The organism is Janthinobacterium sp. HH104, from assembly GCF_001758715.1.
Lineage (GTDB): Bacteria > Pseudomonadota > Gammaproteobacteria > Burkholderiales > Burkholderiaceae_D > Janthinobacterium > Janthinobacterium aestuarii.
The window spans coordinates 90,251-115,666 of record NZ_LRIB01000058.1 but is presented as its reverse complement, the minus strand read 5'-3'; the positions used below and the strand labels follow the sequence as shown (position 1 = coordinate 115,666).

At 62.9% G+C, this 25,416-nt stretch carries 27 protein-coding genes; 21 read left to right on the top strand and 6 right to left on the bottom strand.

From position 1 onward, the window contains the following. Positions 1-118: 118 nt before the first annotated feature. The 8 genes from JAB6_RS26650 (at position 119) to JAB6_RS26615 (ending at position 10,162) form a co-directional block, all read left to right on the top strand. On the top strand, positions 119-358 hold the full coding sequence (locus JAB6_RS26650; RefSeq protein ID WP_070305740.1) for a DUF3717 domain-containing protein: 240 nt from the start codon (positions 119-121) through the stop codon (positions 356-358). A gap of 34 nt (positions 359-392) precedes the next feature. Then, a complete protein-coding gene (gene rfaE2, locus JAB6_RS26645) occupies positions 393-875 on the top strand; it encodes a D-glycero-beta-D-manno-heptose 1-phosphate adenylyltransferase (RefSeq protein ID WP_070305738.1) in 483 nt (160 codons plus the stop codon). Between the two features lie 127 nt (positions 876-1,002). Next, complete coding sequence (locus JAB6_RS26640; protein WP_139143509.1) at positions 1,003-2,487, top strand: hypothetical protein; 1,485 nt, start codon at positions 1,003-1,005, stop codon at positions 2,485-2,487. Continuing rightward, positions 2,484-3,953 (top strand): hypothetical protein, encoded by a 1,470-nt coding sequence (locus JAB6_RS26635; protein ID WP_070305734.1) that lies wholly within the window; start codon positions 2,484-2,486, stop codon positions 3,951-3,953. The genes JAB6_RS26640 and JAB6_RS26635 overlap by 4 nt, the downstream gene beginning before the upstream one ends. Positions 3,954-3,998: 45 nt before the next feature. Beyond that, positions 3,999-4,439, top strand: coding sequence for a hypothetical protein (locus JAB6_RS26630; RefSeq protein WP_070305732.1), 441 nt, complete (start codon positions 3,999-4,001; stop codon positions 4,437-4,439). Between the two features lie 34 nt (positions 4,440-4,473). Beyond that, positions 4,474-8,172, top strand: coding sequence for a tubulin-like doman-containing protein (locus JAB6_RS26625; protein WP_083293046.1), 3,699 nt, complete (start codon positions 4,474-4,476; stop codon positions 8,170-8,172). 33 nt (positions 8,173-8,205) lie between these two features. Next, the gene (locus tag JAB6_RS26620) at positions 8,206-9,396 is read left to right on the top strand and encodes a hypothetical protein (protein WP_139143508.1); all 1,191 of its coding nucleotides are present in this window, start codon (positions 8,206-8,208) and stop codon (positions 9,394-9,396) included. A gap of 16 nt (positions 9,397-9,412) precedes the next feature. Next, positions 9,413-10,162: a hypothetical protein gene (locus JAB6_RS26615; protein WP_070305727.1), complete on the top strand. Its 750-nt coding sequence runs from the start codon at positions 9,413-9,415 to the stop codon at positions 10,160-10,162. 113 nt (positions 10,163-10,275) lie between these two features. On the opposite strand, the gene trmL is transcribed toward JAB6_RS26615, so the two are convergent. Together trmL and JAB6_RS26605 are read right to left on the bottom strand one after the other, a co-directional pair. Continuing rightward, a complete protein-coding gene (trmL, locus tag JAB6_RS26610) occupies positions 10,276-10,746 on the bottom strand; it encodes a tRNA (uridine(34)/cytosine(34)/5-carboxymethylaminomethyluridine(34)-2'-O)-methyltransferase TrmL (RefSeq protein ID WP_034749018.1) in 471 nt (156 codons plus the stop codon). A 24-nt stretch (positions 10,747-10,770) separates the two neighbouring features. After that, positions 10,771-11,520: a ComF family protein gene (locus JAB6_RS26605; RefSeq protein ID WP_070305725.1), complete on the bottom strand. Its 750-nt coding sequence runs from the start codon at positions 11,518-11,520 to the stop codon at positions 10,771-10,773. A 57-nt stretch (positions 11,521-11,577) separates the two neighbouring features. Between JAB6_RS26605 and JAB6_RS26600 the strand changes: the two genes are divergently transcribed. Then, positions 11,578-12,501, top strand: coding sequence for a methyltransferase domain-containing protein (locus JAB6_RS26600; RefSeq protein ID WP_254671811.1), 924 nt, complete (start codon positions 11,578-11,580; stop codon positions 12,499-12,501). Between the two features lie 159 nt (positions 12,502-12,660). Here the strand turns inward: JAB6_RS26600 and JAB6_RS29165 are convergent, their stop codons facing one another. After that, on the bottom strand, positions 12,661-12,888 hold the full coding sequence (locus JAB6_RS29165) for a hypothetical protein (RefSeq protein ID WP_128141319.1): 228 nt from the start codon (positions 12,886-12,888) through the stop codon (positions 12,661-12,663). Positions 12,889-12,967: 79 nt separating this feature from the next. On the opposite strand from JAB6_RS29165, the gene coxB reads away from it, so the two are divergent. From coxB to JAB6_RS26575, 6 genes are read left to right on the top strand one after another with little or no spacing between them, the layout of a single operon-like run. Further along, entirely contained in the window at positions 12,968-14,176 is a 1,209-nt protein-coding gene (gene coxB, locus JAB6_RS26595; protein WP_034749012.1) for a cytochrome c oxidase subunit II, read from the top strand. 13 nt (positions 14,177-14,189) lie between these two features. Beyond that, positions 14,190-15,788: a cytochrome c oxidase subunit I gene (gene ctaD / locus JAB6_RS26590; protein ID WP_034749009.1), complete on the top strand. Its 1,599-nt coding sequence runs from the start codon at positions 14,190-14,192 to the stop codon at positions 15,786-15,788. Positions 15,789-15,839: 51 nt separating this feature from the next. After that, positions 15,840-15,956: a cytochrome oxidase small assembly protein gene (locus JAB6_RS29600; RefSeq protein ID WP_217494662.1), complete on the top strand. Its 117-nt coding sequence runs from the start codon at positions 15,840-15,842 to the stop codon at positions 15,954-15,956. A 1-nt stretch (position 15,957) separates the two neighbouring features. Then, positions 15,958-16,530, top strand: a complete 573-nt coding sequence (locus JAB6_RS26585; protein WP_083293044.1) for a cytochrome c oxidase assembly protein — start codon at positions 15,958-15,960, stop codon at positions 16,528-16,530. Positions 16,531-16,539: 9 nt separating this feature from the next. Next, complete coding sequence (locus tag JAB6_RS26580) at positions 16,540-16,746, top strand: DUF2970 domain-containing protein (RefSeq protein WP_034749002.1); 207 nt, start codon at positions 16,540-16,542, stop codon at positions 16,744-16,746. Between the two features lie 40 nt (positions 16,747-16,786). After that, complete coding sequence (locus JAB6_RS26575; RefSeq protein ID WP_070305721.1) at positions 16,787-17,647, top strand: cytochrome c oxidase subunit 3; 861 nt, start codon at positions 16,787-16,789, stop codon at positions 17,645-17,647. 197 nt (positions 17,648-17,844) lie between these two features. Here the strand turns inward: JAB6_RS26575 and JAB6_RS26570 are convergent, their stop codons facing one another. Further along, positions 17,845-18,045, bottom strand: coding sequence for a twin transmembrane helix small protein (locus JAB6_RS26570; protein ID WP_046683386.1), 201 nt, complete (start codon positions 18,043-18,045; stop codon positions 17,845-17,847). Between the two features lie 36 nt (positions 18,046-18,081). Between JAB6_RS26570 and JAB6_RS26565 the strand changes: the two genes are divergently transcribed. From JAB6_RS26565 to JAB6_RS26540, 6 genes are read left to right on the top strand one after another with little or no spacing between them, the layout of a single operon-like run. Next, on the top strand, positions 18,082-18,828 hold the full coding sequence (locus JAB6_RS26565; protein ID WP_070305719.1) for an SURF1 family protein: 747 nt from the start codon (positions 18,082-18,084) through the stop codon (positions 18,826-18,828). Beyond that, complete coding sequence (locus tag JAB6_RS26560) at positions 18,809-19,438, top strand: cytochrome C oxidase subunit I (RefSeq protein WP_070305717.1); 630 nt, start codon at positions 18,809-18,811, stop codon at positions 19,436-19,438. The genes JAB6_RS26565 and JAB6_RS26560 overlap by 20 nt, the downstream gene beginning before the upstream one ends. Positions 19,439-19,456: 18 nt before the next feature. Next, positions 19,457-20,626 carry a heme A synthase gene (locus JAB6_RS26555; protein ID WP_070305833.1) on the top strand — a complete coding sequence of 390 codons (1,170 nt, stop codon included), beginning with the start codon at positions 19,457-19,459 and terminating at the stop codon, positions 20,624-20,626. Then, positions 20,627-21,526, top strand: coding sequence for a heme o synthase (gene cyoE / locus JAB6_RS26550; protein ID WP_034748987.1), 900 nt, complete (start codon positions 20,627-20,629; stop codon positions 21,524-21,526). Next, a complete protein-coding gene (locus JAB6_RS26545; RefSeq protein WP_070305715.1) occupies positions 21,523-22,116 on the top strand; it encodes an SCO family protein in 594 nt (197 codons plus the stop codon). The genes cyoE and JAB6_RS26545 overlap by 4 nt, the downstream gene beginning before the upstream one ends. Before the next feature lie 42 nt (positions 22,117-22,158). Next, positions 22,159-23,235: an AI-2E family transporter gene (locus JAB6_RS26540; protein ID WP_034748981.1), complete on the top strand. Its 1,077-nt coding sequence runs from the start codon at positions 22,159-22,161 to the stop codon at positions 23,233-23,235. On the opposite strand, the gene JAB6_RS26535 is transcribed toward JAB6_RS26540, so the two are convergent. Together JAB6_RS26535 and JAB6_RS26530 are read right to left on the bottom strand one after the other, a co-directional pair. After that, positions 23,236-24,576 (bottom strand): hemolysin family protein, encoded by a 1,341-nt coding sequence (locus JAB6_RS26535; RefSeq protein WP_034749482.1) that lies wholly within the window; start codon positions 24,574-24,576, stop codon positions 23,236-23,238. Positions 24,577-24,663: 87 nt separating this feature from the next. Then, positions 24,664-25,341, bottom strand: a complete 678-nt coding sequence (locus JAB6_RS26530) for a suppressor of fused domain protein (protein ID WP_070305713.1) — start codon at positions 25,339-25,341, stop codon at positions 24,664-24,666. Positions 25,342-25,416 lie beyond the last annotated feature (75 nt).

Below are 25,416 nucleotides of genomic sequence, written 5' to 3'. Positions count from 1 at the left end.
AGGAAGTACTTACTTGCAATGAATGAAAGGTGGCGCAAACGTGAAACTGTGGCGCCGATGGCGTATTGTAGCGGATCGCCCCCTATAATGCGGGACCGGGCGGCGGAGGGAGAGGGCGATGGAACTGCGGATGCAGGCGCTGGAAGCGGCGATCAATTACTGGCGCGCCAGGCAACCGGCGCGCGGCAATGAATATGCGCTGTCGCCGCCCGTCAGCCGCCTGGCCGGCGTGTATGCGCTGATGATTTACAACCGGCAAGATCGCATCGCCGAAGAGGACCTGGAACCGGCGATTCTGGCCTTGATCGATGCCTGGCGCCGCGATGCCGGCGGCATCCAAAGCGATAGCCACGCCTGAGCGTGACCATAAATTAACCCAACAAGAGATATCCATGCCTGACTTTGAAAACAAACTGTGCGGCCGTGACGAACTGCGCGCCCGCGCCGCGGCCCTGCCGAAACCGGTGGTGGTGACGAACGGCGTGTTCGACATTTTGCACCGCGGCCACGTGACCTATCTGGCGCAGGCGCGCGCGCTGGGCGCTTCGCTGATCGTTGCCGTGAATACTGATGCTTCAGTGAAACGTCTGGGCAAAGGCGACGACCGTCCCCTGAACAACTGCGAAGACCGCATGGCCGTGCTGGCCGCGCTGGAATCGGTGAGCCTGGTCGTGCCATTCTCGGAAGACAGCGCCCTGGAAGTGGTGCAGGACATCGAACCGGAAATCTATGCCAAGGGCGGCGACTACGACATGGCGGCCATTCCGGAAGGCAAGGCCGTGCTCGCGTATGGCGGCCAGGCCGTGGCCATCGATTTCGAGCACGACCGCTCGACCACCAAGCTGTTGACGAAAGTGCGGGCGCAGCAGGGCTGAGGAAGCTCGTCAATGTTTCCATACAGATAAAAAGACGTTACTATGAGAACTGCCAGGGCTGCGACTTCGTTTCGACCGCCCCAGCACGTTACACCGTCTGATATGCATTGCTTGTCATAGAAAATAAATGGATCATAAAACTTCTGGGGATTGGCCACTGCCCTCCGGCGCCTGGTACGTCGATGACGACGGCGCGTGGAGCATGCAGCGCAGCGCGGACGGCCAGAACGTCTCGCCCTTGGTGAGCCATGCCGATATCGGCAAGCTGATGCTGGCGCGGCGCCTGCCCGCGGCCGCCGACGCGCCCGTGCGCCAGTTTCCGCCCGAATTCTCGTTCGACCCCGTTTCTGGCGCGGCCTTGCAAGCGCCGCCCGACACTTCTATTACCCCGCCGTGGGTGCCGCCCTATGGCGCACACCCCGTCAGCGACGTGCCGCCGGCTGGCCCGGCCGGCTTGCGCCAGGCCAGCGTGCCGCTGAAACTGGCCGACCAGCGCGCGCGCGAAGAGCATGCGCAAGCCGATGCCTCGCTGCCCATGCCGCCGCCCGGCGAATATGAATTCTTTTCCGCCCAGTTCGGCACCAGCGCGCCCGCGCTGCTGGCGCTCGACCCGCGCAAGGCCGTCTTGCACGCGTGGCTGCCCGCTTCGAAACGCTGGCTGGCGCTGGACCCCGATTATGGCAGCCTGCTGGCCGAATCGGACTTGGCCCACGGCGCCTGGCGCGCCGAGCTGGTGCCGGAATTCAATAGCGTGCTGGTCTTGCCGACCAGCCACGGCCTCGCCTGCATCCGTCCCGACGTGCCATCGCTGACCTACGTGGTCGAGCACGTGGGCGGCGCGCCGTGCATCGCCAGCCCCGTCTGGTTCCAGAACCGGCTGTGGGCACCGCTGCGCGACGACGATGGCCGCATCCGCTTCGTCAACCTTGACGCCGCGCAAAAGCCGGGCAGCGACGTGCTGCTCGACGGCATGGTCGACCTGGGTAGCGTCAGCGCGCCCGTCGCCTACAACCGCATGGCCGTGTGGCCGTGCGCCAACGGCCAGCTGCGCTTGCAGTTGCAGCCGGACGGCAACGTGGCCGCGTCGTTCACCCCGTGGCCCGAAGGGCTGGTGCCGCATTTCGAATTCGGCAGCCCCTACGTGTCGCGCGACGGCGGCCTGTGGCAGCTGTGCTTCGAGCGTAGCCGTGGCACCTATGTCTACGTGAAACTGGGCGCGCAGGCCGAACGGGCCGATGCGCTGGCGCCGCGTCTGTGTTCGGGCAGCTTCAATTACCGCTTCGCCACCAAGCTGAAAACGGCGCCGTGGGAAGAGCCGGAACACGGCGACGATGGCGGCAAGAACCAGGCCGTCATGCCGCTGCTGGAATCGAGCGTTGGCAACAGCGTCTTTGGCGTCAAGTTTGCCACCAGTGCCGGCCTGTCGAGCGTGCTGCGCTCGAACGAGCGCCTGGCGGCCCAGCTGGTGCAGGACGACGAGTTGCGCGAAACCGTGTTTCACACGTTTGCCGTCAGCGAGCCGTGGCGTGTGCGCCTGTTTGTCCATGAAGGCATGCTGTGGGCGTACCACCCGCTGCTGTCGCGCATCGATGGCTGGGCCTTGCAGGCATGAAAGCGCGCGTCCTGATCGCGGCCTGCGCCGCCTTTTTCGCCACCGCCAGCGTGCAGGCGGCCGGCATCCAGCAAGCGTTTCTCGTGCAAAACTCGGGCTGGATGGAGCCGTTCTACACGGATGAACAGTCGCAGCTGAAAGCCCTCGTGGGCGCTGTGGCGCAGGCCGCCACGAACCCGTCCGATAAAGTTTATACGCTGGCCTTCAGCCAGAGCAGCGGCAGCAATGTGTCGCCCGCACTGATCGGCCAGGGGCAGGGCGGCGCCGGCGTGGCTGGCCAGCTGGCCAATCTCGGTCTGGCGCGCAAGAGCGCCGGTGGCGCGCTGGCCGACACGGATTTCCAGGAAGCCGTCACCAAGACCATCACGGGCCCGTTCCAGTCCGCCTCCGGCATCGTGTGGATTTTTACGAACAACAAGAATAGCCCGAACAACGACAGCCAGACGGCCGAGCGCAACCGCGACTTTTACCGTCTGCTGCACTTGGAACCGTCGATCACCAAGACGGTGGTGTTTCCGCTGCGCATGCCCGTGCAGGGCAAGCTGTACAGCGCCAAAGGCTTGATGGTGTATGCGCTCGCGTATGGCCAGCCCGCGTCCGAGGCGTTGACCCGCATCCTGGCCGAAGGGCGGCTGTCGCAAGTGCTGACGCGCCCGCCCGCGCGCCTGAAACCGGTGGACCAGGATGCCGTGCGCATCGTGCCCCAGTCCGTCAAGAACAGCGCCAATGTGCACGCCAGCCTGGGCCGCGACGGGCGCACCATCGTGCTCGACGTCGATGCGGCGAACCTGGTGCCGCAAGTGGTGCTGCAGGCGTCGCTGCAAAACATGTTTTTCCCGTACGTAATCGATAGCGCCAAAGTGCACGCTAACCTGGCGGGACAGAACGCGCCGCTGCACGTTGCGCCAGATCAAATCCGCCAGCTGCAACCGGGCGCCAGCCAGTCCGTGCAGGTACAGTTCGCGCTGCCGATGGCGCAGATTCCATCGCCGTGGTCGGGGCAGGCGATCGCCGCCATGGGCAAGCAGGTGATGCTGCCCATGCAGGCGCAAGTGGGCCTGTCGGAACAGCGGCTGGCGCTGGCGTCCAGCTTTGGCAAGGATTTGCAGGAACTGTTCCCTGGCGACCCGATCTCGGATATGTTTACGCCGCCCGACAGCGTGCGCGCGTCGCAGGCAACGATACCGCTGCTGGTGCGCATACAGTATCCGCTGCTGCCCGTGCTGGTAATACTGGGCGGCGTCCTCGCGCTTGTGCTGGGCTTGCTGGCGCTGGGTTTGCTTGGCACGCGCGCCACGCGCTACAAGGTGATGGCCGATGGCGTGCAGCGGCAAGTGCTGTTGAAACCTTTCAAGAGCGTGCAGATCCGCGATGATGACGGCCGAGATATCGGCGAACTCAAGCGGGGCCTGGGCAAGCCGGCCGTCGTGCGCGTGGCCGAAGGCCATACCCTGAGCCTGGCCTGAACACAGATTCCTTTTTAAACTAGTCAAATCCACCAGAGGCATACCATGGCGCAAGACACTCCCAAAGACAACGCAGGTTTTACTTTGCCAGTTCCGGCGTCCGCGCCGCCTGCCGCCGACGCACCGGCTGCCGGCGCTGCCGCCACCACGGCCACCATCGAGCCGGCGCCCGCGCTCGATCCTGCCAGCACGACCGACACCTCGTCGCGCGACACGCTGATCGGCGGCGTCGTGCTGTTGCTGCTGTTCATCGCCTTTTTCTTTGCCAAGAATGCCTATGCGAATGGCCTGGTCGCCAAGCGCGTGCCGCCGAACAAGGCCAATGCCTCGGGCTGGTGGCTGTTCATCTTCCTGGCCAGCCTGGCGACCGGCGTCGTGCTGGCGGCCGTGAACGCGCATAAATTCCTCGCGCCACTGTTCATGGGACCGCTGGTGCTGGTGGGCCTGGTTGCGTTACTGTTGACCTTTACTTCCAGCCGCCGCTAAGCACGCCGTAACACGTTTTATCCAAGGAATCACCATGGCAGAGAACCTGAACCAAACCATCACCGGCGGCGCCAGCGAGCGCAAGCAGGACAAGATCATCGAACTGCGCCCGACCCTGTTCATCGGCATCGGCGGCACGGGCATGCAGGTGCTGATGCGCGTGCGCCGGCGCGTCCTCAACACCCTGTGGGGCGGCGCGGGCAACCGCACGCGCATCGAAGGATTGGCCGACTTTCCCATCGCGCAATTCATCCATTTCGACCTCGACAATGGCGCCGTGATCGAAAGCGGCGAGTCGCAGGCGAAGGACTTGCAGTTCGACCAGGTGAAGTTCACGGATGATGACAAGGTGGTCGAATCGTTCGACATGGACAAGTACAGCCGTGATGAAGATTCCCTGGAAAAGTATCCGCACATCAAGGAGTGGCTGCCGCTGACGCCGCAGCGCATCCGCGAATTGCGTTTCGACATGAGCAGTGGCGCCGGCCAGATCCGCGCCGTGTCGCGCCTGTATTTCTTCGACAAATACGCGAAGATCCGCGACAAGATCCGCTTGAAGTTGAAAGCGCTGAAGGCGGGCCTGTCGCACGAGCGCCAGCTGGCCGAGCTGGGCTTGCGCATGGAAACGAACCGTTTCCGTATCGTCATCGTCGGCTCCGTGGCGGGCGGCACGGGTTCTGGTTCCTTCCTCGACATGGGCTTGCTGGCGCGCTGGCTGGCGCGCAGCGAAGTGGGCGCGGCCGACGTGGAGCTGATGCTGTTCTTGCCGACCGGCTACACCAAGGCCAACAAGGACCGGGTCGAGGCCAATGGCTATGCCGCGCTGATGGAACTGGAATCGGCCATGATGGGCAACAAGGGCTACGTGGGCCGCTGGGATGCGTACGACCGCCCGGAACTGACGCGTGAGCCGTACAGCGAGGTCTACCTGATCGACTCGGGCAATCTGGCCCAGCAGCACACCAAGGATGTGAGCGACGTCTACCACATGGTGGCCGATTCGCTGTTCGAGGATTTCGCCTCGGCCGACTTCGCGCGCGCCAAGCGTTCGATCGCCGTCAACCAGGCGCAGCACAAGAACTCGCTGTACAACGCGCCCGTGCCGCAAGACCGTTTCGGCGACATGCGGCTGTATTTCTCGAAGCGCTTTTCCTCGTTCGGCATGGCCGTGCTCGACACGCGCCAGGAAGCGGCGCGCGACGAGCGGGCTCACCGCTGGGCCGGCGCCATGCTGCAAGCGTTCTTTGGCGTGGGCGGCACGGATGCGGGCGCCAACCGGGCTACGGATACGCAGCGCGATAACTTCCTCGCTGCCAATATGTTCCTGAAGGGCACGCCGTTCAGCGATTTCCCCGAGTTTTCCGACAAGAGCATCGAACTGAAGCGCTCGAGCGGCGACTTCATCGATTTCCGCGTCGTTGACGAATTGCTGGAAGACCGCCACGGCCACTTGCTGGCCGGCGTGGAAAACCGGGTCAACACGCGCATCAACGATATCCGCACGGGCTTTGACCGCAGCGAATGGCCGGCGCAGGTGCGCGACGCCATGAAGCACCTGGAACGCGACGCCGTGCGCGACCAGGATTCCACGGCCGATACGACGGAAGACCGCATCAGCAAGCGCCGCCGCGAAGTGCTGGAAGACGTCAAGAAAGTCGTGCGCGACCAGCTGTATGGCTACCTGGACAACAAGGAATTCGGCGGCCTCGAATACGTGCTGTCGCTGGTGGAACAGATCAAGGACCGCATCGAGGCGCCGGGCAGCGGACTGACGGCGCAGATCGGCAACAATGCCGAGCGCTACCGCGAAATCAAGGAAGCCGTGCGTTCGCGCGAATACGAGCGCCTGCTGAACAATCTGGAGCAGACGCGCAGCACCTTCGGTTTCCTCAGCAATGGTGAAAAGCAGGCGGGCGTGGTGATGGATCACTTGCGCACGGAAATGGCGAATGCCCTGAAATTCCATCTGCGCGCCAAGGCGGCGGACGAGTCCGTCATCCTGCTGGGCGAACTGTCGCGCTGGCTGGGCAACCGGGTCGGCGTCGACGCGCAAGGCCGCGCGCAGTGGAATGGCCTGGTGGGCGAGCTGCAAACGGGCCGCGAAGGCGTGCTGGCCATGCTGGCGGAACTCAAAACGGCGAATACGATTCTGCAAAAGGACCTGGACAAGGAACACGCGACCCTGATCGTCATTCCCGTCACGGAAAAAGACATCGCGCTGCCGTCGGCGGCCACCTTGCGCCAGTGGGCCGATGAAGCGTTCAAGGACATGGGCGGCTCGAAAGCGCTGTTCCCCATGCTGGGCGAACCGGCGCAACGGGGCTTGATCCTGGCCAAAGTCACGCGCATGGCCGAGAACATGATCGCCACGACGAGCCTGGTGGAAGGCGCGACAAGCACGCCCGACCCGCTGTTCGAGGCGCTGGAACAGATGGATGTGTCCGAACGCCTGGACCGCTTCCGCAAGCTGCTGGCCTGCTCGATGCCGTGGATCGACGCCAATATGGCGGGCGACTTCACGGTCGTGTCGGACCAGTTCAAGTGCGTGATCGGCGTGGCCAATGCGGCCGCCTTCAAGGCCAAATTCGGTGCCGAGCTCGAATCGTGCGTGCCGACCCAGGTGGGCATCACGGTGAGCCAGCTGGAAATCGTCGAAACGGGCATCCGCGGGCGCGCCGTCTGCTATTGCGAACTGGCCGGCGTGCCGATGACGGTGCTGCGGGGCCTGGAAGGCTGGCGCACCAGTTACCGCAAGGAAGGCGACAACGACAAGGCGCCGACCCACACGCATATCGATCCGACGCAATTTACGCACCCGATCGCGCCGAACACGGACGAGATGAAGCGCCTGGCGGAAGACTTCGGCGAATTCCTGCAAGCGATCATGCTGGGCGTGCTGACGCGCCACACGGGCCGGGTCGTGCCGCCTGGCCAGTACCAGTTTGCCGTCGAACCGGGCGACTTGCGCCGCATCGGCAACGAGCGGGCCATCCGCCAGAACGGCATGCCTGCTTCGTACGAGAAAAATATCGCCCTGCGCATCGAAGAAAAATTGACGGCGCTTGACGCCGTGCAGACTGCCGCCATGGCGGCGCTGGCAAAATACTATGAACGCACCGTGTATGCGCCCAAGCTGGTGGCGCAGGCCGATGGTTCGCAACTGCCGTACGTCGGTTTTGGCAGCGCCATTTCCGCCGAAGTGGGCGCGCGCCTGCGCGAATCGGCGCGCCGCAAGGGCATGGCCAGCGATGAGCTCGACCGCACGGTGCAAACCCTGCTGGGCCGCCTGAAGGAGTGGGCGAACGTCATCGGCGACTCCGACAGCGATGCCTACGACTGGGAAGTGCGCGAGCCGGAAGCGGACGGCCAGCCCCGTTTGAAATATGCGATCAAGGCGGAAATGCTGGAAGCGGGGCGCCTCGAACAATTGCTGCGCCCGGCCGGCGCGGCCGCTGCCCCGGCGGCAGCCGTGTTCGGCATGGCGCCGCCACCGCTGGGCGGCATGCCGCCGCCGCTGGTGGAATACCAGTATTTCCTGGGTATTAATGGCCAGCAGCAGGGACCGTTCACGGCCCAGCAGATCGTGCAATACGTACAGGCGGGACAGGTCGCACCAGGCACCACCAAGGTGTGGCGCGCCGGCTTGCCGGCCTGGGCCGACCTGGCCCAGTTCCCCGAACTGGCGCCCTTGTTCCTCAGCGCGCCGCCACCGTTGATGCCGCCGCCACTGTGAACGCTGGAATGACGTTGGAATGAAGGATTAGTTTTGGATATTTGCAACAAATGCAAGACGGGTCTGTGGACCGTTGTCAGCCATTGCCCGTATTGCGGTCACGTGGTGGCTGGTGCTACCCAGCCGGCTGCGGCCGTGCCGCCGCCGCTGCCTGTGCCAGTGCCGCCGCCAGTAGCGCCCAAGCCGCCGCCTGCGCCTGCGCCGAAAGCGGTGCCGAAACCGGCTGTCGTTCCACCGCCAGCGCCGCCGAAGCCGGCCCAGCCGCAAGCCGTGCCCAAGCCCGCGCCCGTGCCGCCATCGGTGCCACCCGTGTCGCCACCGCCGCGCAAGTGGCTGCGCTGGCTGGGCGGCATCGCCGTGCTGGCGGCCGTGATCGTCTACATGAATGGCAAGCCGGGCGGCAAGAATGAATCGGCGTGCAATGACGCCATCGATAGCGGCTTGAAACTGGTAGCGAATGGCAGCCTGGACGGCGCCCGCCAGAAGCTGGCGACGGCGAAGAATGTGTGTACGGGCAAGTCCAGCGCCAAGGCCGACGATTTGCAGGCGGCCATCGGCAAGGCCGGTGCCGCGTCCAGCGGTTGCCAGCGCAGCGTGCGCGCCATCGAGCGCGCGATCGATGGCCATCAATTACAAAGCGCCGCCAAGGGCATTGCCGGGCTCGACATCGATTGCGCAGGCGCATCGAGCGTGGATTCCTTGCGCAAGCAGCTGGCGCGCCAGCAGGCGGCAGCCGCGTCCGTGCTGGTGGGCGTGCGCCAGGCGTTCGATGGCAAGGATGCGGTGGCGGCACGCAATGGCATCGCCAGGCTGGAAGCGATCGACCGCGAAGCGGTGGAATTGTCTCAGCTGAAGGCTGACGTGCAGGCGCTGTCGGCAACTGCGGCGCCCGCGCCTGCGCCCGTTTCAACCCCGGCTGCTGTGCCGGCGCCGGCACAGCAGGAACCGGCGCCCGTGCGCGCGGTCGAACGTTCAGCGGTGGCCGAACGTCGTCCGCTGGAAACGTCGCCCGTCGATAGCGGCGCGGCCATGCGCAACGAGATGGCGCAATCGTTCTTGCGCGATGCCGAGCGTTCTTTGCTGGAAGGTAAGTTCGATGCGGCCAAGACCTACCTGGAAAGCGCGCGCCGCGTCGATCCGGGCAATGCGCGCATCGACAATCTGTCGCGCCGCATCCGCGAGCGCGAACGGCAAGTGCTGCAGACGGAAACAACGATCAATTAGCTATCTGGGAGCCACCATGCTGAACCACACCACCTTGCGCGCCGCCGCTGCGCTGACCATCGCGGCCATGCTGGCCGGCTGCGCCACGGCGCCGATGAACCCGAACGGCGTGCGCCAGGACAGTTCCTATCCGCAAGGTGGCGCCCAGGCGGCCACGGATGAAGACCCGTGCAGCGTGGGCACGTCGGCCGCTGCCGGCGCGGCCGTGGGGGCATTGCTGGGTGCGCTGGCGGGCGGCAAGAATGGCGCGCTGAAAGGTGCGGCCATCGGCGGCGGCCTGGCGGCGGCTGGCTGCCTGGCCATCAATGTCAATTCGCGCCAGACCAAGACGGCGGCGCAGGCGGACCGCGACTACATCCGCACACGCGGCGCGCTGCCGCGCGAGCCGCAAGTGGTGTCGTACACGCCGCAGCTGAGCGCCTCGACCGTCAAGCGCGGCCAGCCGTTCAAGGTGAATTCGGTGGTGGAACTGGTCAATGGCAGCGCGCAGAGCGTCAACGACGTGCGCGAAGAGCTGGTGGTGCTCGATCCGCAAGGCCAGCCATTCAAGTCCGGCTCGAAAGCCCTGGCCAGCAACAACAAATCGGGCGGGCGCTTTGAAAACTCGTTCCAGCTGACCTTTCCAGAAGGCGTATCGCAAGGCGTGTATGGCGTCAGGACGAATCTGTACGTGAACGGCAAGCTGGCCGCCACGCGCGACCTGCGTACGCAGCTGGTGATGCTGGATGTGGATACGCGCGTTGACGCGCAGCTGGCGCTGCGCTGATCGCCGTATGCAAACGGGTAGGTCGGATTAGCGGGGTAAAGCCCCGCGTAATCCGACAACACCACTAACGCCAACAATGTTGTCGGATTACGGCCCCTTGGGCCTAATCCGACCTACGCGCCGCCCTGGTAGCCATGCTGGCGCCACGCTTCATACACGACGACGGCCACCGTATTCGATAAATTCAAACTGCGGTTGTCCGGGCGCATCGGCAGGCGGATGCGTTGCTCGGCGGGAAAGCCGTCGCGCAGGGCCGGGTCCAGGCCTTTTGTTTCCGAGCCGAACACGAACACGTCGCCCGGCAGGAAGGCCACGTCGCCGAACGGGCGCGAGCCGCGCGTCGTCATGGCGAACATGCGGGATGGGTCGGGCTGGGTGTCGGCCAGGAACGCTTCCCAATTCTTGTGCACCTTCATGTTGGCGTAATCGTGGTAATCGAGGCCGGCGCGCTTCATCTTGGCATCGTCGAGCGGAAAGCCCAGCGGTTCGACCAGGTGCAGCTGCGCACCCGTATTCGCGCACAGGCGGATGACGTTACCCGTATTGGGCGGGATTTCAGGTTCTACCAAAACAACGTGAAACAAAATGCTCTCCTTATATAAGTGATGCTAGCGTGGCGGCGTGCGCGCCACCACCAATATGCTGACCCTGGCCGCGCCTTCGCTCTTGCAGGCGGCGGCCAGGGCGTTGACGGTATGGCCGCTGCTCATCACGTCGTCGACGATGCCGACATGACACCCTTGCAATAGCGGCGCGTGTTCGGGCGCGATGGCGAACGCGTGCGCCAGGTTGGCTTGCCGTTCCTGCGGCGCCACGCCGCTTTGCGCCCGGGTTTCGCGTACCCGCAGCGCCAGGCGGGGCTGTAAAGCTACGTCCAGCAGGCGCGCCAGCGGACGGGCAATTTCCAGCGCCTGGTTAAAACCCCGCTCGGCCAGCCGGGCCGGGCCAAGAGGCACTGGGCACAGCAGATGCGGCGCTTCCCACTCTGGTTGTTGCTGAATGGCAACGTGCAGCAGTTCTGCCAACAGGGGCGCAAGCGCCAGGCGCGCGCCGAATTTCAGCTGCAGCAGCAACTGGTCGACGGGCGCCGCATAATCGAACGCCGTGATCGTGGCGTCATACGCGGGCCGCTGGCGCAAACAGCGTCCGCACAGTGTTGCCACATCGTCGAGCGGATTGGCGCACTGGCGGCAGCGGTGGCGCAGTTGCCCCAGATACTGCGCGCGGCAGGGCGGGCACAGCACTTGCGGGCAGCCGATGCCGCACAGCGCGCACTGGGCCGGCAACACCGTGGCGCCCAGCCACTGGCGCAGCGCCTGCCACGCGGCATCAAGGCGGTGCCGGCTGGCGGTTCGCATCGCGATGGCGTCGTTCCATGTACACTGCCGACATTATCTCACCTCACCCGATTCAACATGCCAGTTCCCACCAGTCCGCCCAAAATGAGTGCGCCCATCGATGCGGTGCAAGTACGCGATTTCTTTTCCCGTCCGGCGCGCGTTGCGCCATCGGACTTCCTGCGCCGCGAAGTGTCGGCACGCATGCACGAGCGCCTGGAGCTGGTGAAAATCACGCCGCACCGCGTGCTTGACGCCGGCTGCGGTCCGGGTGCGGACCTGGCGCAGCTGCAAAAGGATTATCCCGCCGCGCAGATTATCGGTCTCGATGCAGCGCAAGCGATGATGCAGGCGGCGCGCGCGCCCGCGTCGAAACTGGCCAGTCTGAACCAGTTCCTCAGCAAACTCTTGCCGGCCAAGGCGGGCGTGGATTTGCTGTGCGGCGACCTCGGCGACTTGCCGCTGGCGCAGGGCAGCATCGACCTCGTGTGGTCCAACCTGGCGCTGCACTGGCATGCCCAGCCCGACCGCGTGTTTGCCGAATGGCGGCGCGCGCTGCGCCTAGACGGCTTGCTGATGTTTTCCTGTTTCGGTCCCGACACCTTCCGCGAAGTGCGCGACGCCTTTGCCGAGGCGGACTTGTATCCGCACGCCTTGCCCTTTGTCGACATGCACGACTTTGGCGACATGCTCGTCGAGACGGGTTTTTCCACGCCCGTGCTGGATATGGAGATCATCACGGTGACCTACGACACGGCGGAAAAACTGCTGGCGGACGTGCGTGCCTTTGGCGGCAACCCGCTGACCACGCGCCGGCGCGGCCTGATGGGCAAGACGGCCTGGCAGCGCATGCTGGCCGCGCTGGAAAAAACACGCCGCCCCGACGGCAAGCTGGGCCTGAGTTTCGAGGTGATCTATGGCCACGCCTTCCGTCCCGCACCGCGCGTGACGCGCAACGGGGAAGCCATCATTCGATTCGACTTGCCGCGCAAACCCAAATAAAAGCGTAAAGAAACCGACACTTGGTCGGCATCCGCGCGTTAATGTTGCAGCAAGCGTTGCAAAGCGCGCGGCGGCCGGGAGAAGGGCGCGCACAAAGCCGATTATTGCTTGATGGATTCAAGTTTACTTGATTATAATCGTTGATTGTTTGTCAGCTTGTTAAGTAGAAAAAACAAGGGCTGCATACAAAATAAAAAAAACAAAGCGAGACGAATTCGAAGTTACTGCATTAGTATAGTAACCATCTTCCACACGAGGCCATTTCGATGTGGGGAAGAAAAACAGGGTTCCAGCATGGTTGCGCGCCGCCGTTTTTGCTGCGGCAGCCAGCATGGAATTCGCTGGTGCTTGACGCACATGGCCGCATTCTGGCCGTGTTGCTTTCATGGAGGAGCGGCAGCGGTCCAGTACGGAGAAGTCCGCAGCCGTTTAAAATATCATTATTTTTTGGGTGGTTGGGGAAAACATGACACATGCAAAGCGACTTCAATCGTTGCTGCTCGGGCTGTCTTTGACAGCGTTTGGCATCGGGCGATGGGCCACGGCGGCACCGGCTGCCGGCACCTATCCCGGCACCGGCGGTCCCGTGCCGTTCGAAATGAATCTGCAACCGCCGGCGACACAGATCGCCCATGAAATCTACGATTTGCACACCCTGATGATGATCATCTGCCTGGTGATCTTCGTGGCCGTGTTCGGCGTCATGTTTTATTCCATCTTCAAGCACCGCAAGTCCCTGGGCCACAAACCGGCCACTTTCCACGAAAGCACCACCGTCGAGATCGCCTGGACCGTCGTGCCTTTCCTGATCGTCATCGGCATGGCCCTGCCTGCCACGCGCACCGTCGTCGGCATGAAGGATACGTCGAACGCCGACATCACCATCAAGGCCACTGGCATGCAGTGGAAATGGGGCTATGACTACCTGAAAGGCGAGGGCGAAGGCATTTCCTTTCTCTCCAACCTGGCCACGCCGCGCTCGCAAGTGGGTGCGCCAGGCGCGCCACCGACGGAAAAACGCGGCGAAAACTACCTGATCGAAGTCGATAACGAAGTCGTCGTGCCGGTCAACAAGAAAATCCGCGTGGTGCTGACGGCCAACGACGTCATTCACGCCTGGTCCGTGCCAGCCTTTGGCGTCAAGCAGGATGCGATTCCCGGTTTCGTGCGCGACACCTGGTTCAAGTCTGACCATATCGGCACCTTCCGCGGCAATTGCGCCGAGCTGTGCGGCAAGGAACACGCGTTCATGCCCATCGTCGTCAAGGTCGTATCAGCCGATGACTACAAGGCTTGGGTTGATGTAAAACAAAAGGAAATGGCGGCATTGGCTGATGATCCTAGCAAGGTGTGGACCATCGACGAATTGAAAGTCAAGGGCGAGAAAGTGTATGCGGCCAACTGCGTGGTCTGCCACCAGGCGACAGGCAAGGGCGTGCCCGGTGCGTTTGCGCCACTGGACGGCTCGGCGGTGGTGAACGGTCCGAAAGCGGATCAGATCCACGTCTTGCTGAACGGGCAAAAGAGCGGCAAGTATCCCGCTGAAATGCCAGCCTGGAAACAGCTGTCCGACACGGAAATTGCCGCAGTGATCACTTACACGCGCAATACCTGGTCGAACAAGGCCGCAGAGAACATCGTTCAACCAGCCGAAATCGTGGCTGCACGCAAGTAATTAGGAGCCGCATATGAGTACTAGCACGAGCACCTTGGACCACGCCGGTCACGATCACGACCATGCCCACGACCACCCCACCGGCTACCGCCGCTGGCTGTTTGCCACCAACCACAAGGATATCGGTACCCTGTACCTGTGGTTCTCGTTCATCATGCTGCTGTCGGGCGGCGTGCTGGCCCTGATGATCCGTACGGAACTGTTTCACCCAGGCCTGCAATTCTTCCACCCAGAATTCTTCAACCAGCTGACCACCATGCACGGCCTGGTGATGGTGTTTGGCGCCATCATGCCGGCCTTCGTCGGCTACGCCAACTGGATGATCCCGCTGCAAGTGGGCGCGTCCGACATGGCGTTTGCCCGCATGAACAACTTCTCGTTCTGGCTGCTGCCGCCGGCCGCGCTGCTGCTGGCCACGTCCTTCCTCGTGCCGGGCGGCGCCACGGCTGCCGGCTGGACCCTGTATGCGCCGCTGTCGACGCAGATGGGCCCTGGCATGGACATGGCCATTTTCGCCATGCACCTGATGGGCGCCTCGTCCATCATGGGCTCGATCAACATCATCGTTACCATCCTGAACATGCGCGCGCCGGGCATGACCCTGATGAAAATGCCAATGTTCTGCTGGACCTGGCTCATTACCGCCTATCTGCTGATCGCCGTCATGCCCGTGCTGGCCGGCGCCATTACCATGACGCTGACGGACCGCCATTTCGGCACCTCGTTCTTTAATGCGGCAGGCGGCGGCGACCCCGTCATGTACCAGCACATCTTCTGGTTCTTCGGCCACCCAGAGGTCTACATCATGATTCTGCCGGCCTTCGGCATCGTCTCGCAGATACTGCCCGCGTTTGCCCGCAAGCCCTTGTTCGGCTACGCGTCGATGGTGTATGCCACAGCCTCGATCGCGATCCTGTCCTTCATCGTTTGGGCGCACCATATGTTTACCACCGGCATGCCGGTGACGAGCCAGCTGTTCTTCATGTACGCGACCATGCTGATCGCCGTGCCGACGGGCGTGAAAGTGTTCAACTGGATCGCCACGATGTGGAAGGGCTCGATGACGTTCGAGACGCCGATGCTGTTCTCGGTCGGTTTCATCTTCGTGTTTACCATGGGCGGCTTCACGGGCCTGATCCTGGCTGTCACGCCGATCGACATCCAGCTGCAGGATACCTATTATGTGGTGGCGCATTTCCACTACGTGCTGGTGGCCGGTTCGCTGTTTGCCCTGTTCGCCGGCTTCTACTACTGGTCGCCGAAATGGACGGGCCATATGTACAACGAAACGCGCGGCAAGATCCACTTCTGGCTGTCCCTGATCACGTTCAACGTGACCTTCTTCCCGATGCACTTCCTGGGCCTGGCCGGCATGCCGCGCCGCTACGCCGACTATCCGGCGCAGTTCACGGACTTCAACATGATCGCCTCGATCGGCGGCTTCGGTTTCGGCCTGATGCAGGTGTACTTCCTGTTCTTCGTGGTCTTGCCGACTATCCGCGGCGGCAAGGCTGCGCCAGCGAAACCATGGGAAGGCGCGGAAGGCCTGGAATGGACCGTGCCGAGCCCGGCGCCTTTCCACACGTTTGAAACGCCGCCGACCGTGAAATAAGGTATTCCGGGCCGGCGTGTTGCGCGGCCCGTCTTGAATAAAGTGCCTGTCATGACCGAAGTGAAAACTGAGCGTAAAAAACCGAACAACCTGCGTACCGGACTGATACTGGGGGGCCTGGCGGCCTTCTTCTTCCTGTCCGTGTTCGTCAAGCGCATGTGGCTCTGACGTGACGACGCCCCATCAACAGGAAACACGCGGCCTGAACCGCAAGATGCTGGGCAAGCTGCTTGTCATTGCCGTGCTGATGTTCGGTTTTGGCTATGCCCTGATTCCCGTCTACAAGCAGATTTGCGAAGTGATGGGCATCAACGTGCTGACGCAAAAAGATGGCACGGTGGCTTACGACAACAATACGCAGGTCGACACGACGCGCAGCATCACCGTCGAGTTCGACGGCAATGCGCAGGGGCCATGGCGCTTCCGCCCGACCGTGTCGAGCATGCAGGTGCATCCGGGCGAACTGGTGACCGTCATGTATGAAGTGGTCAACACGCAAAACCGCGTCGTCAACGCGCAAGCGATCCCCAGCTACGCGCCGCAGAGCGCCACGCCGCATTTCAAGAAGGTCGAATGCTTCTGCTTCAAGCAGCAGACCCTGAAGGCCAAGGAAGCGCGGCAGATGCCGGTGGTGTTCTTCCTCGATCCGGCCCTGCCGAAAGAGGTCAAAACCATCACGCTGTCGTACACGTTTTTCGAGATTGCCGGTCTGAGCCAGGCTCAGACGCCGGCCGTCCAATAGGAGAGTGGCATGGGCGAATCCAAGCAGCCTGAAAAAGCGTCGTTCCTGTATTCGCTGCGCGCCGTCGTGTGGTCGTTCACGGGCTTGCGCCGCAAGAGCGATTTCGACACGGATTCGGCCAAGCTCAATCCCGTGCACATTGTCATCGCCGGCTTCCTGGTGGTGGCTTGCCTGATCGGCATCCTGATTTCAATTGTTAAATTCGTCGTTTTATAAATTATAAAAAACCACCCTATAAGTTTTTGAGGAGATGATGATGAGTTCCAACCACGCCGCCGTACCTTATTATTTCGTGCCCGGCCCGTCGCGCTGGCCCATGCTGGGCGGCGCCAGCCTGCTGCTGACCATGATCGGCGCCTCGGCCTGGGTCAACGACGTCTCCTGGGGGCCGTACGTCAATTACCTGGGCCTGGCCGGCATCCTGCTGGTGCTGTATTTCTGGTTCGGCGACGCCATCAGCGAATCGGAGCAGGGCCTGTACAGCGAGCGCATCGACCACTCGTTCCGCTGGAGCATGAGCTGGTTCATCTTTTCCGAAGTCATGTTCTTCGCCGCCTTCTTTGGCGCCCTGTTCTATGCGCGCAGCATCTCGATGCCATGGCTGGCCGACCTCGACCACAAGGTGATCTGGCCCGATTTCGCCGCTCAATGGGGCAATACGGGCCCGGCCGGCACGGTGCAGGAATTCACCACCATGACGCCGTTCTGGATTCCGACCATCAATACGGCCTTGCTGCTGCTGTCGGGCGTCACCCTGACCATCTCGCACCACGCGCTGCGCGCCGGCCACCGCGGCATGACGGCCCTGTTCCTGTTCGCCACGATCTTGCTGGGCGCCATCTTCATGGGCTTCCAGGTCTACGAATACATGCACGCCTACAGCGAACTGAACTTGAAATTGACGTCCGGCATCTACGGCGCCACCTTCTTCATGCTGACGGGCTTCCACGGCTTCCACGTGACCCTGGGCGCCATCATGCTGTCCGTCATCCTGTACCGCGTGCTGAAAGGCCATTTCACGCCGGAACACCACTTCGGTTTCGAAGGCGCCGCCTGGTACTGGCACTTTGTCGACGTTGTCTGGCTGGGCCTGTACGTGGTCGTGTATTGGTTATAATGGCGGGGCAGGGCACGCGTCGTTGATGCGTGCGCCGGCACCATAAAAAAAGCCGTACCGGGACATCCTGGGTACGGCTTTTTTCTTAGTTTAAGAATTTTGCTAACCAAGCAACGTCGTTAGCACCGGGGTCAGGCCCTGCGGGATCGGAATCCGCCCCATTGAGGCGCATTCCCCCGCGGGTCTGACCCCAGCATTTAGTGTATGCCCGTCGGCTGGATATAGCCCAGATGATGCGCCAGCAGGATCAGCAGGAACAGAGTGATCGACAAGCCCACGCGCAGGGCCAGCGCCTGCACGGTGCGGTTGCTCTTGCCCTTGTCGCGCATGAGGAAGAACAGGGCCGAGCCCAGGCTGCCCAGGATCAGGATGAAGGCGATGGCAACGAGGATTTTCATGGATGGTAGCGCCAGGCTTGAGGAGGTTTCATTGTAATGCGTATCCGCTTCCATTTTAGATGGATTCCATTTGTTGTAATGCTGCTACTGGTGGCCCTGGGCGTGTCGCTGGCGCAATGGCAGCAGCGCCGTGGCGACGAGAAAGTCGCGCGCGCCGCCAGGCTGGAAGCGGGCAACCAGGCCGCGCCGCTGTCCTTGACGGCCGCGCCGATGCTGCCGGCCGATGCGCAAGCGATCGAATACCGCAGGGTCACCGTCACGGGCCATTTCGTGCCCGCCTGGACGGTCTACCTGAACAACCGCCCCTACAAGGGCCAGGCCGGTTTTCATGTGCTCACGCCATTCCAGATCGACGGTTCAGCCATGCACGTTCTCGTGGCGCAAGGCTGGCTGCCGCGCAACAATGCCGAGCGCACGCGCATGCCCGATTACACGACACCGGCCGGCACGGTGACGATTTCCGGCATCGCGCGCCTGAACGCAGGCCATGTGATGGAGCTGGGCACGGCGCCGGCCCTGGCGCCGCACGCCATCGTGCAAAATGCCAATATCGGCCAGCTGGCCCAGGCCAGTGGCCTGGCCTTGCAACCATTCATTCTCGAACAAACAGTCGACCCAGCAGCGGCGCCAGCGTCCAGCCAGCTTCCCGTGCGCGACTGGCCGGCGCCGGACTTGGGCGCCGACAAGCACCGCGGCTATGCATTCCAGTGGTACGCACTGGCACTGATGGCTTTTCTATTTTTTGTCTTTACAGGATTTCGACGTGCAAACAAACAACCCTGAAGCAACGCAAGACAGCAGCAATAAACAGGCACAGAATACGGGACGGTGGAAACTGCTGGCCGTCGTGGCCGTATGCGCGTTTCCCATCATCGCCTCGTATTTCACGTATTACATCATCAAGCCCACGGGCCGCAACAATTACGGCGCCCTGATCGACCCGCGTTTGTACCCGATACCCGAGGCAGCGCTGCAGGTGACGGAACTGGACGGCAAGGCGTCGCCGCTGGCGCAATTCAAGGGCAAGTGGGTGCTGCTGCAGACAGGGCCGTCCGATTGCCAGGAAACATGCAAGAAGCAATTGTTTGACATGCAACAACTGCGCCTCATGCAGGGCAAGGAACGCGAACGCCTGGAACGGGTCTGGCTGGTGACGGATGCCCAGCCGCTCGATACGCTCGTGATGCGCGAATTCGACGGCACCAGCATGCTGCGCGTCAATAGCGACGCCTTGAAAGCATGGCTGCCCGTGGAGCCGGGCGGCAAGACCAGCGACCATTTCTACCTGATCGATCCGCTGGGCAATCTGATGATGCGCTTCCCGAAAGACGCGGACCCGAACAAGATCAAGAAAGACATCGCCAAGCTGCTCAAAGCTTCGGCGATCGGTTGAGGGGTCTGCATGCCGACGATGCATCTCTCCGCGCTGGCCCAGCTGGGCTTGACGGGTCTGCTGGTGGCGCTGCTGCCGCTGACCATGGTCTGGGTGTCCGCGGACGCCAATAAATACCGCAAGCTCGTGTGGATCGCCGTCTTTTTGACGGTCGACCTGATCATGTTTGGCGGCTTTACGCGCCTGTCCGATTCCGGCCTCGGTTGCCCGGACTGGCCCGGCTGCTATGGCTCGGCCAATCCTTTCCTCGCGCACGAGCACATCGTGGCGGCGGAAACGCTGATGCCGACGGGCCCCGTGACGGTGGTCAAGGCCTGGATCGAAATGACCCACCGCTACCTGGCCATGGCCATAGGCGTCTTGATCGTGGCGATGATGGTGCAGGCGTGGCGCCAGTGGAAGAAAAGCAAACGCGAGGAATTTGCGCCCGCGCTGCCCACGGCGCTGTTCCTGTTCGTCTGCCTGCAGGGCGCGTTCGGGGCCTGGACCGTGACCCTGAAACTGCAGCCCGTGATCGTCACCATCCACTTGCTGCTGGGCATGGGCTTGCTGGCCATGCTGACATGGCTGGGCGGGCGCCAGGACCATGCCGTCCAACCCCTGCTGCGCGCCGATGCGGACGCTGCCGTGCTGCGCCCTGTGCGCGCGCTGGCCATCTTTTCGCTGGTGCTGTTGACCGTGCAGATCGCGCTGGGCGGCTGGGTGAGCACCAACTACGCCACCCTGGCCTGCACGGATTTCCCCCTGTGCGGCGGCAAGGTCATTCCGGAAATGGATTTCGAGCATGGTTTCCATCTGTGGCGCGAACTGGGCAAGACGGCCGCCGGCCATTATTTACCGTTTTCCGCGCTGACGGCCATCCACTGGGTGCACCGCAATTTCGCCTTCATCGTGCTGGCTGGCATCGGCTATACGGTGTTTCGCGCGTGGAAACTGCCGTCCTTGCGCGGCACGGCACGCTGGGTGGCGCTGGTGCTGGTTCTGCAGGCGGCCACGGGCCTGGCGACGATCTACCTGAGCTGGCCATTGTCGATTGCCGTCATGCATAACGGCGGGGCGGCGCTGCTCGTGTTATTGCTGACCATGTTAAACTACAAGGCTAAATTCCAACTCGATGTAGCGCGGAAATCTGCTTCCGCCTCCGCGCCAGTGCCCTCGGCACCAGCCAGTCCTTCCCGTATCGCATAAATGACTACTCAGACCATCAGCCGTAAACCATCCCCCCGCATCGCCCAATATTGGGCGCTGACCAAGCCCCGCGTGACGCAACTGGCCGTGTTTTGCGCCGTCATCGGCATGTTCCTGGCCAGCGAGGAGTTGCCGGACTGGCACGCGGTGGTGTTCGGCACCATCGGCATCTGGCTGCTGGCCGGCGCCGCGTTTGCCGTCAATTGCCTGGCCGAGCGCGAGATCGATGCGCGCATGGCCCGCACGGCGCGCCGTCCGATGGCCATGGGCGACATCACGGTGAAACAGACGGTGGTATTCGCGCTGGTGATCGGCGGCCTGGGCATGGCGATTTTGTATCACCTCGTCAATCCGCTGACCATGTGGCTGACCTTTGTCACCTTTGTCGGCTACGCGCTGATCTACACCATGGTGCTCAAGCCCGCCACCCCGCAAAACATCGTCATCGGCGGCCTGTCCGGCGCCATGCCGCCCGCGCTGGGCTGGGCGGCCGTCGCCAACGACGTGCCGATGCAGGCGTGGCTGCTGGTCCTGATCATTTTCGTCTGGACGCCGCCGCATTTCTGGGCCCTGGCCATGTACCGCCGCGACGATTACGCGCGCTCGGGCCTGCCCATGCTGCCCGTCACGCACGGCTTGAAATTCACGCAATTCCACGTCTGGCTGTACTCGATCGCTCTGGCCGCCACCACCTTGCTGCCGTACGCCGTGCGCATGAGCGGCCTGATCTACCTGGCTTCGGCCGTGGTGCTCAACGCCGGCTTCCTGTACTACGCGTGGAAGATGTACCGCCACTACACTGATTTGATCGCGCGCAAGGCGTTTACGTTTTCCATCATCTACCTGGCCTTGCTGTTCGCGGCCTTGCTGGTTGACCACTACATTCCTATCGGCACATGAAAAAATACCTGACCCTGTTGTTGGCGGCCGCGCTGGTCGCCGTCCTGGCCGGCTGCGGCAAGCCTGCCGCGACCAAGCTGGCATTCAAGAACACGGACGTGACGGGCCTCGGCTATGCGCGCGAGTTCGCGCTGACGGACCACACGGGCCACCCGCGCACCCTGGCCGACTACAAGGGCAAGCTGGTGCTGGTGTTCTTCGGCTACACGCAATGCCCGGACGTGTGCCCTACCACCATGGCCGACATGGCCCAGGTGATGCGGGAGATGGGCCCGCAGGCGGATAAAGTGCAAGTGCTGTTTGTCACCGTCGACCCCGAGCGCGACACGCAAGCCTTGCTGGCGCAATATGTGCCGGCCTTCGACAAGCGTTTCGTCGGCCTGTATGGCGACGCGGCCGCGACGGCCAGGGTGGCCAAGGAATTCAAGGTGTATTACGCCAAGGTCGAGGGCGAGACGGACAGCAGCTACACGGTCGACCACACGGCCGGCACCTATGTGTTCGACCGCGAAGGCAAGATCCGCCTGTTCGTGCGCCACGGCGAAAAGCCCGCCGCCATCGCGCACGATCTTAAACTTCTGCTATCCTGATCCGGTCGCGCCGCTAGGCGCCATCTTCAGGACATGCAGTACATGGACAAACGTTTCGAGCCCCACGCCCGCCTGGCAGCCATCATCTTCCTGTTGATCGGCTGCTTTTTCGTCTTGCGGCCCTTCCTCGCTGCCATGCTGTTTGCCGCCTGCGTGGGCATTTCCAGCTGGCCTTTGTACCTGCTGCTGCTCGAACGCCTGAAAGGCCGGCGCAACTGGGCGGCCGCCATCATGACCCTGTCGCTGCTGCTCGTCATCGTGCTGCCACTGGCCCTCGTCACCTACAACCTGGCCGACAATGTGTCGCGCATCTATGAACAGCTGCGCGCGGCACTGGAAACGGGCAGCCTGCATCCACCGGCCTGGCTGGCCAGCATTCCCGTGGTGGGCGAAACCATCGCCGGCTACGTGGATCGCCTGCTCGCTGACCGCGAGGAATTGCTCAATTTAGGCAAGACGATGCTGGAACCGGCGCGCCACTTCCTCGCTTCCGGCGGCATCCTGCTGGGTACGGGCCTGGCGCAGACCAGCCTGGCCGTCTTCGTCAGCTTCTTCCTCTACCGCGACGGCCAGCAGCTGAGCCGCGCCCTGATGACGGGCGCCGGCCGCATCATCGGCGACAGCGCGCCGGGCGTGGGCCTGACCATCAGCCGCACCGTGCGCGGCGTCATGTACGGCTTGCTGGGCACGGCGCTGGCGCAAGCGCTGGTGGCTGTGGTGGGCTTTTTGATCGCCGGCGTGCCGGCCGTGGCCCTCTTGGGCGTGGCCACCTTCATCTTTTCGCTGATCCCCGTGGGACCGCCCTTGATCTGGGGCGGCGCGGCCATCTGGCTGTTCAATGACGGCCAGACGGGCTGGGGCATCTTTATGCTGGTGTGGGGAGGCTTGCTGATCAGCGGCGTGGATAACGTGGTGAAACCCATGCTGATCAGCCGCGGCAGCAGCCTGCCGTTCCTGCTGGTGCTGCTCGGCGTGCTGGGCGGCGTGCTGGCCTTCGGCTTCGTCGGCATCTTTATCGGGCCGACCCTGCTGGCGGTGCTGTACAGCTTGCTGCAAACGTGGACGGTAGGCGAGACCACCGTGCCGCAGGGCAAAGATACCCTGACGAGCAAGAAGTAGTTAATCTCTTAAATCCGCATCCAGGTCGCGCTCCTGCTTCGGGATCACTTTAATGAGCACGATGCGGGGCCCATTCATCTTCTTGACGACGATGTCGAAGTCGACAAAGGTGATGCGCTGACCCTGCTTGGGAATGTCACCGAGCTTGACCATGATCAAGCCGCCCACCGATTCCACGTCGTCCAGCCCCAGCTCCTCGTTTTCGATATCGATGCCGAGGATGCGTTCGAGCGAGAAGATGGGCAGGCTGGCCTTGCCGATCAGGGTGCCGTCGCTTTGCTTGAGCCAGTCGTTTTCATTGCGGCGGAATTCATCGCGGATTTCGCCGACCATGGCGCCGAGCAAGTTATCCAGCGTAATGAAACCCAGCGGGCGTTTGCCTTTTTCGCCGATCAGGGCGAAGTGCGGGGCGCCGTCGCGGAAGCGGCGGAACAGTTCCAGTGCCGGCGTGCGCGCGGAAATGATGTCCACGGGACGCAGGAACGGCGTGAGCGAGGTGATCGGCTTGCCCGCCTGCTGGGCAAAGAACAGATCCTTCAGGTGCACGACACCGAGCACGTCGTCTTCATTCGTGTCGAAATACGGGTAGCGGCTGAAGCGGTTACGCAGCACCGTGTCGAGGTTTTCTTCCAGGGTATTCGACGCGTGCAGGGCGATCACTTCATTGATCGGGCGCATCAGGTCCGACACCGTCATCTGTTCGAAATCGAGCGACTGCGCCAGGATGTTGCGCTCGTCGCGCGTAAACTTTTCGCCGGGCTGGCTGGTGCGCAGGATCAGTTTCAATTCTTCGGACGAGTAATGGGCGTCGTGGCCGCCCTTGCCGGACAGGCCCGCCAGGCGCAGCACCCAGTTGGCGCTGGCGTTGAGCAGGTAGATGGCCGGGTACATGGTCCAGTAGAAACCATACAGGGGAATCGCGCTCCACAGGCCGACGGCTTCCGGGTTGCGGATGGCCATCGATTTGGGCGCCAGTTCGCCCACGACGATGTGCAGGAAGGAAATCACGCTGAAGGCGACGACGAAGGAGACGCCATGGATCAGCTCTTGCGAGGTGACGCCGATGGCGCCGAACAGCGGCTCAAGCAGGCCGGCGAACGCCGGCTCGCCGACCCAGCCCAGGCCCAGCGACGCCAGGGTGATGCCCAGCTGGCAGGCGGACAGGTAGGCGTCCAGCTGGCCATGCACCTTGGCCAGGATGCGGCCCCGCAGTCCCTGCGTCTTGGCGATGGCGCGGATGCGCGTGCGCCGCAATGTGACGATGCCAAACTCGGCGGCAACAAAAAAACCGTTCAGCGCGACCAGGAAGAGGGCGAGCAGGACTAGCAAGACATTGTGCATGGGGGCGCTGAAGATGGGCTGGTAAAACGTCATCTTAAACGACGAAGGGCGCAGTATCCTAATTTCCGGCGAATCGGCCCTGCGGTTTTACACGATGCTGCGGCGTGCGGCGTCGACCAGCGGCGCGGCGCCCTGGTCGCCCAGCGTCTGCAACAAGTCCTCGAAGTCGTGCGTGCGGCCATGCGCCAGCTCGGCAGCGCTGAGGCCGATAATCTGCAGGAAGGCAAATTTTCCCGAGACCAGTGCATATTCTTCGGGGTAATGTTCGCTGGGCACCATGATGATGGCGCTCAGCGCGGACTGCTGGCCATCGATGGGGCCGCCAACGGACATGCGGTCCCAGGCGTCCAGCGGTTCCTGGTCACCGAAGCGGCCAGCCGCCAGCAGCATCTGATACGCGGCGAACCTGCGCACCAGCGCCAGCGCCCATGGCGACTGCTGCGGGCATTCCAGCAGCAGTTCGCGGCCCAGTCCCGTCCACTCTTCCTCCGCATCGGGTTCGTCGTCCCATGGGTTGGACAGGCCCGACGATACGTAGACCCAGTGCGGCCGCTCGGGCGTCGGCGGGCATTCGAACACGCCGATATGCAGCCAGCGCGGGTCGACTTGCGTGCAGTTGAACAGCTGTTCGAACAGGGACAGGTCGAGCGGGTAGATGCCCGGTCCCAGGTCCCCGAACAGGGCTGTATAGAGCGTTTCTTCGCGCTGGGCCCAGGCTGTTTCCAGAAGGCTGCTTGCGGCGCCGTCATTGCGAATGTTGGTCATGTCGGTTCACTGAAATGGATGAGAATTTGAGTATAAAACATGCAACTTTATGACGGCGTACGGTTCAACTGGCCG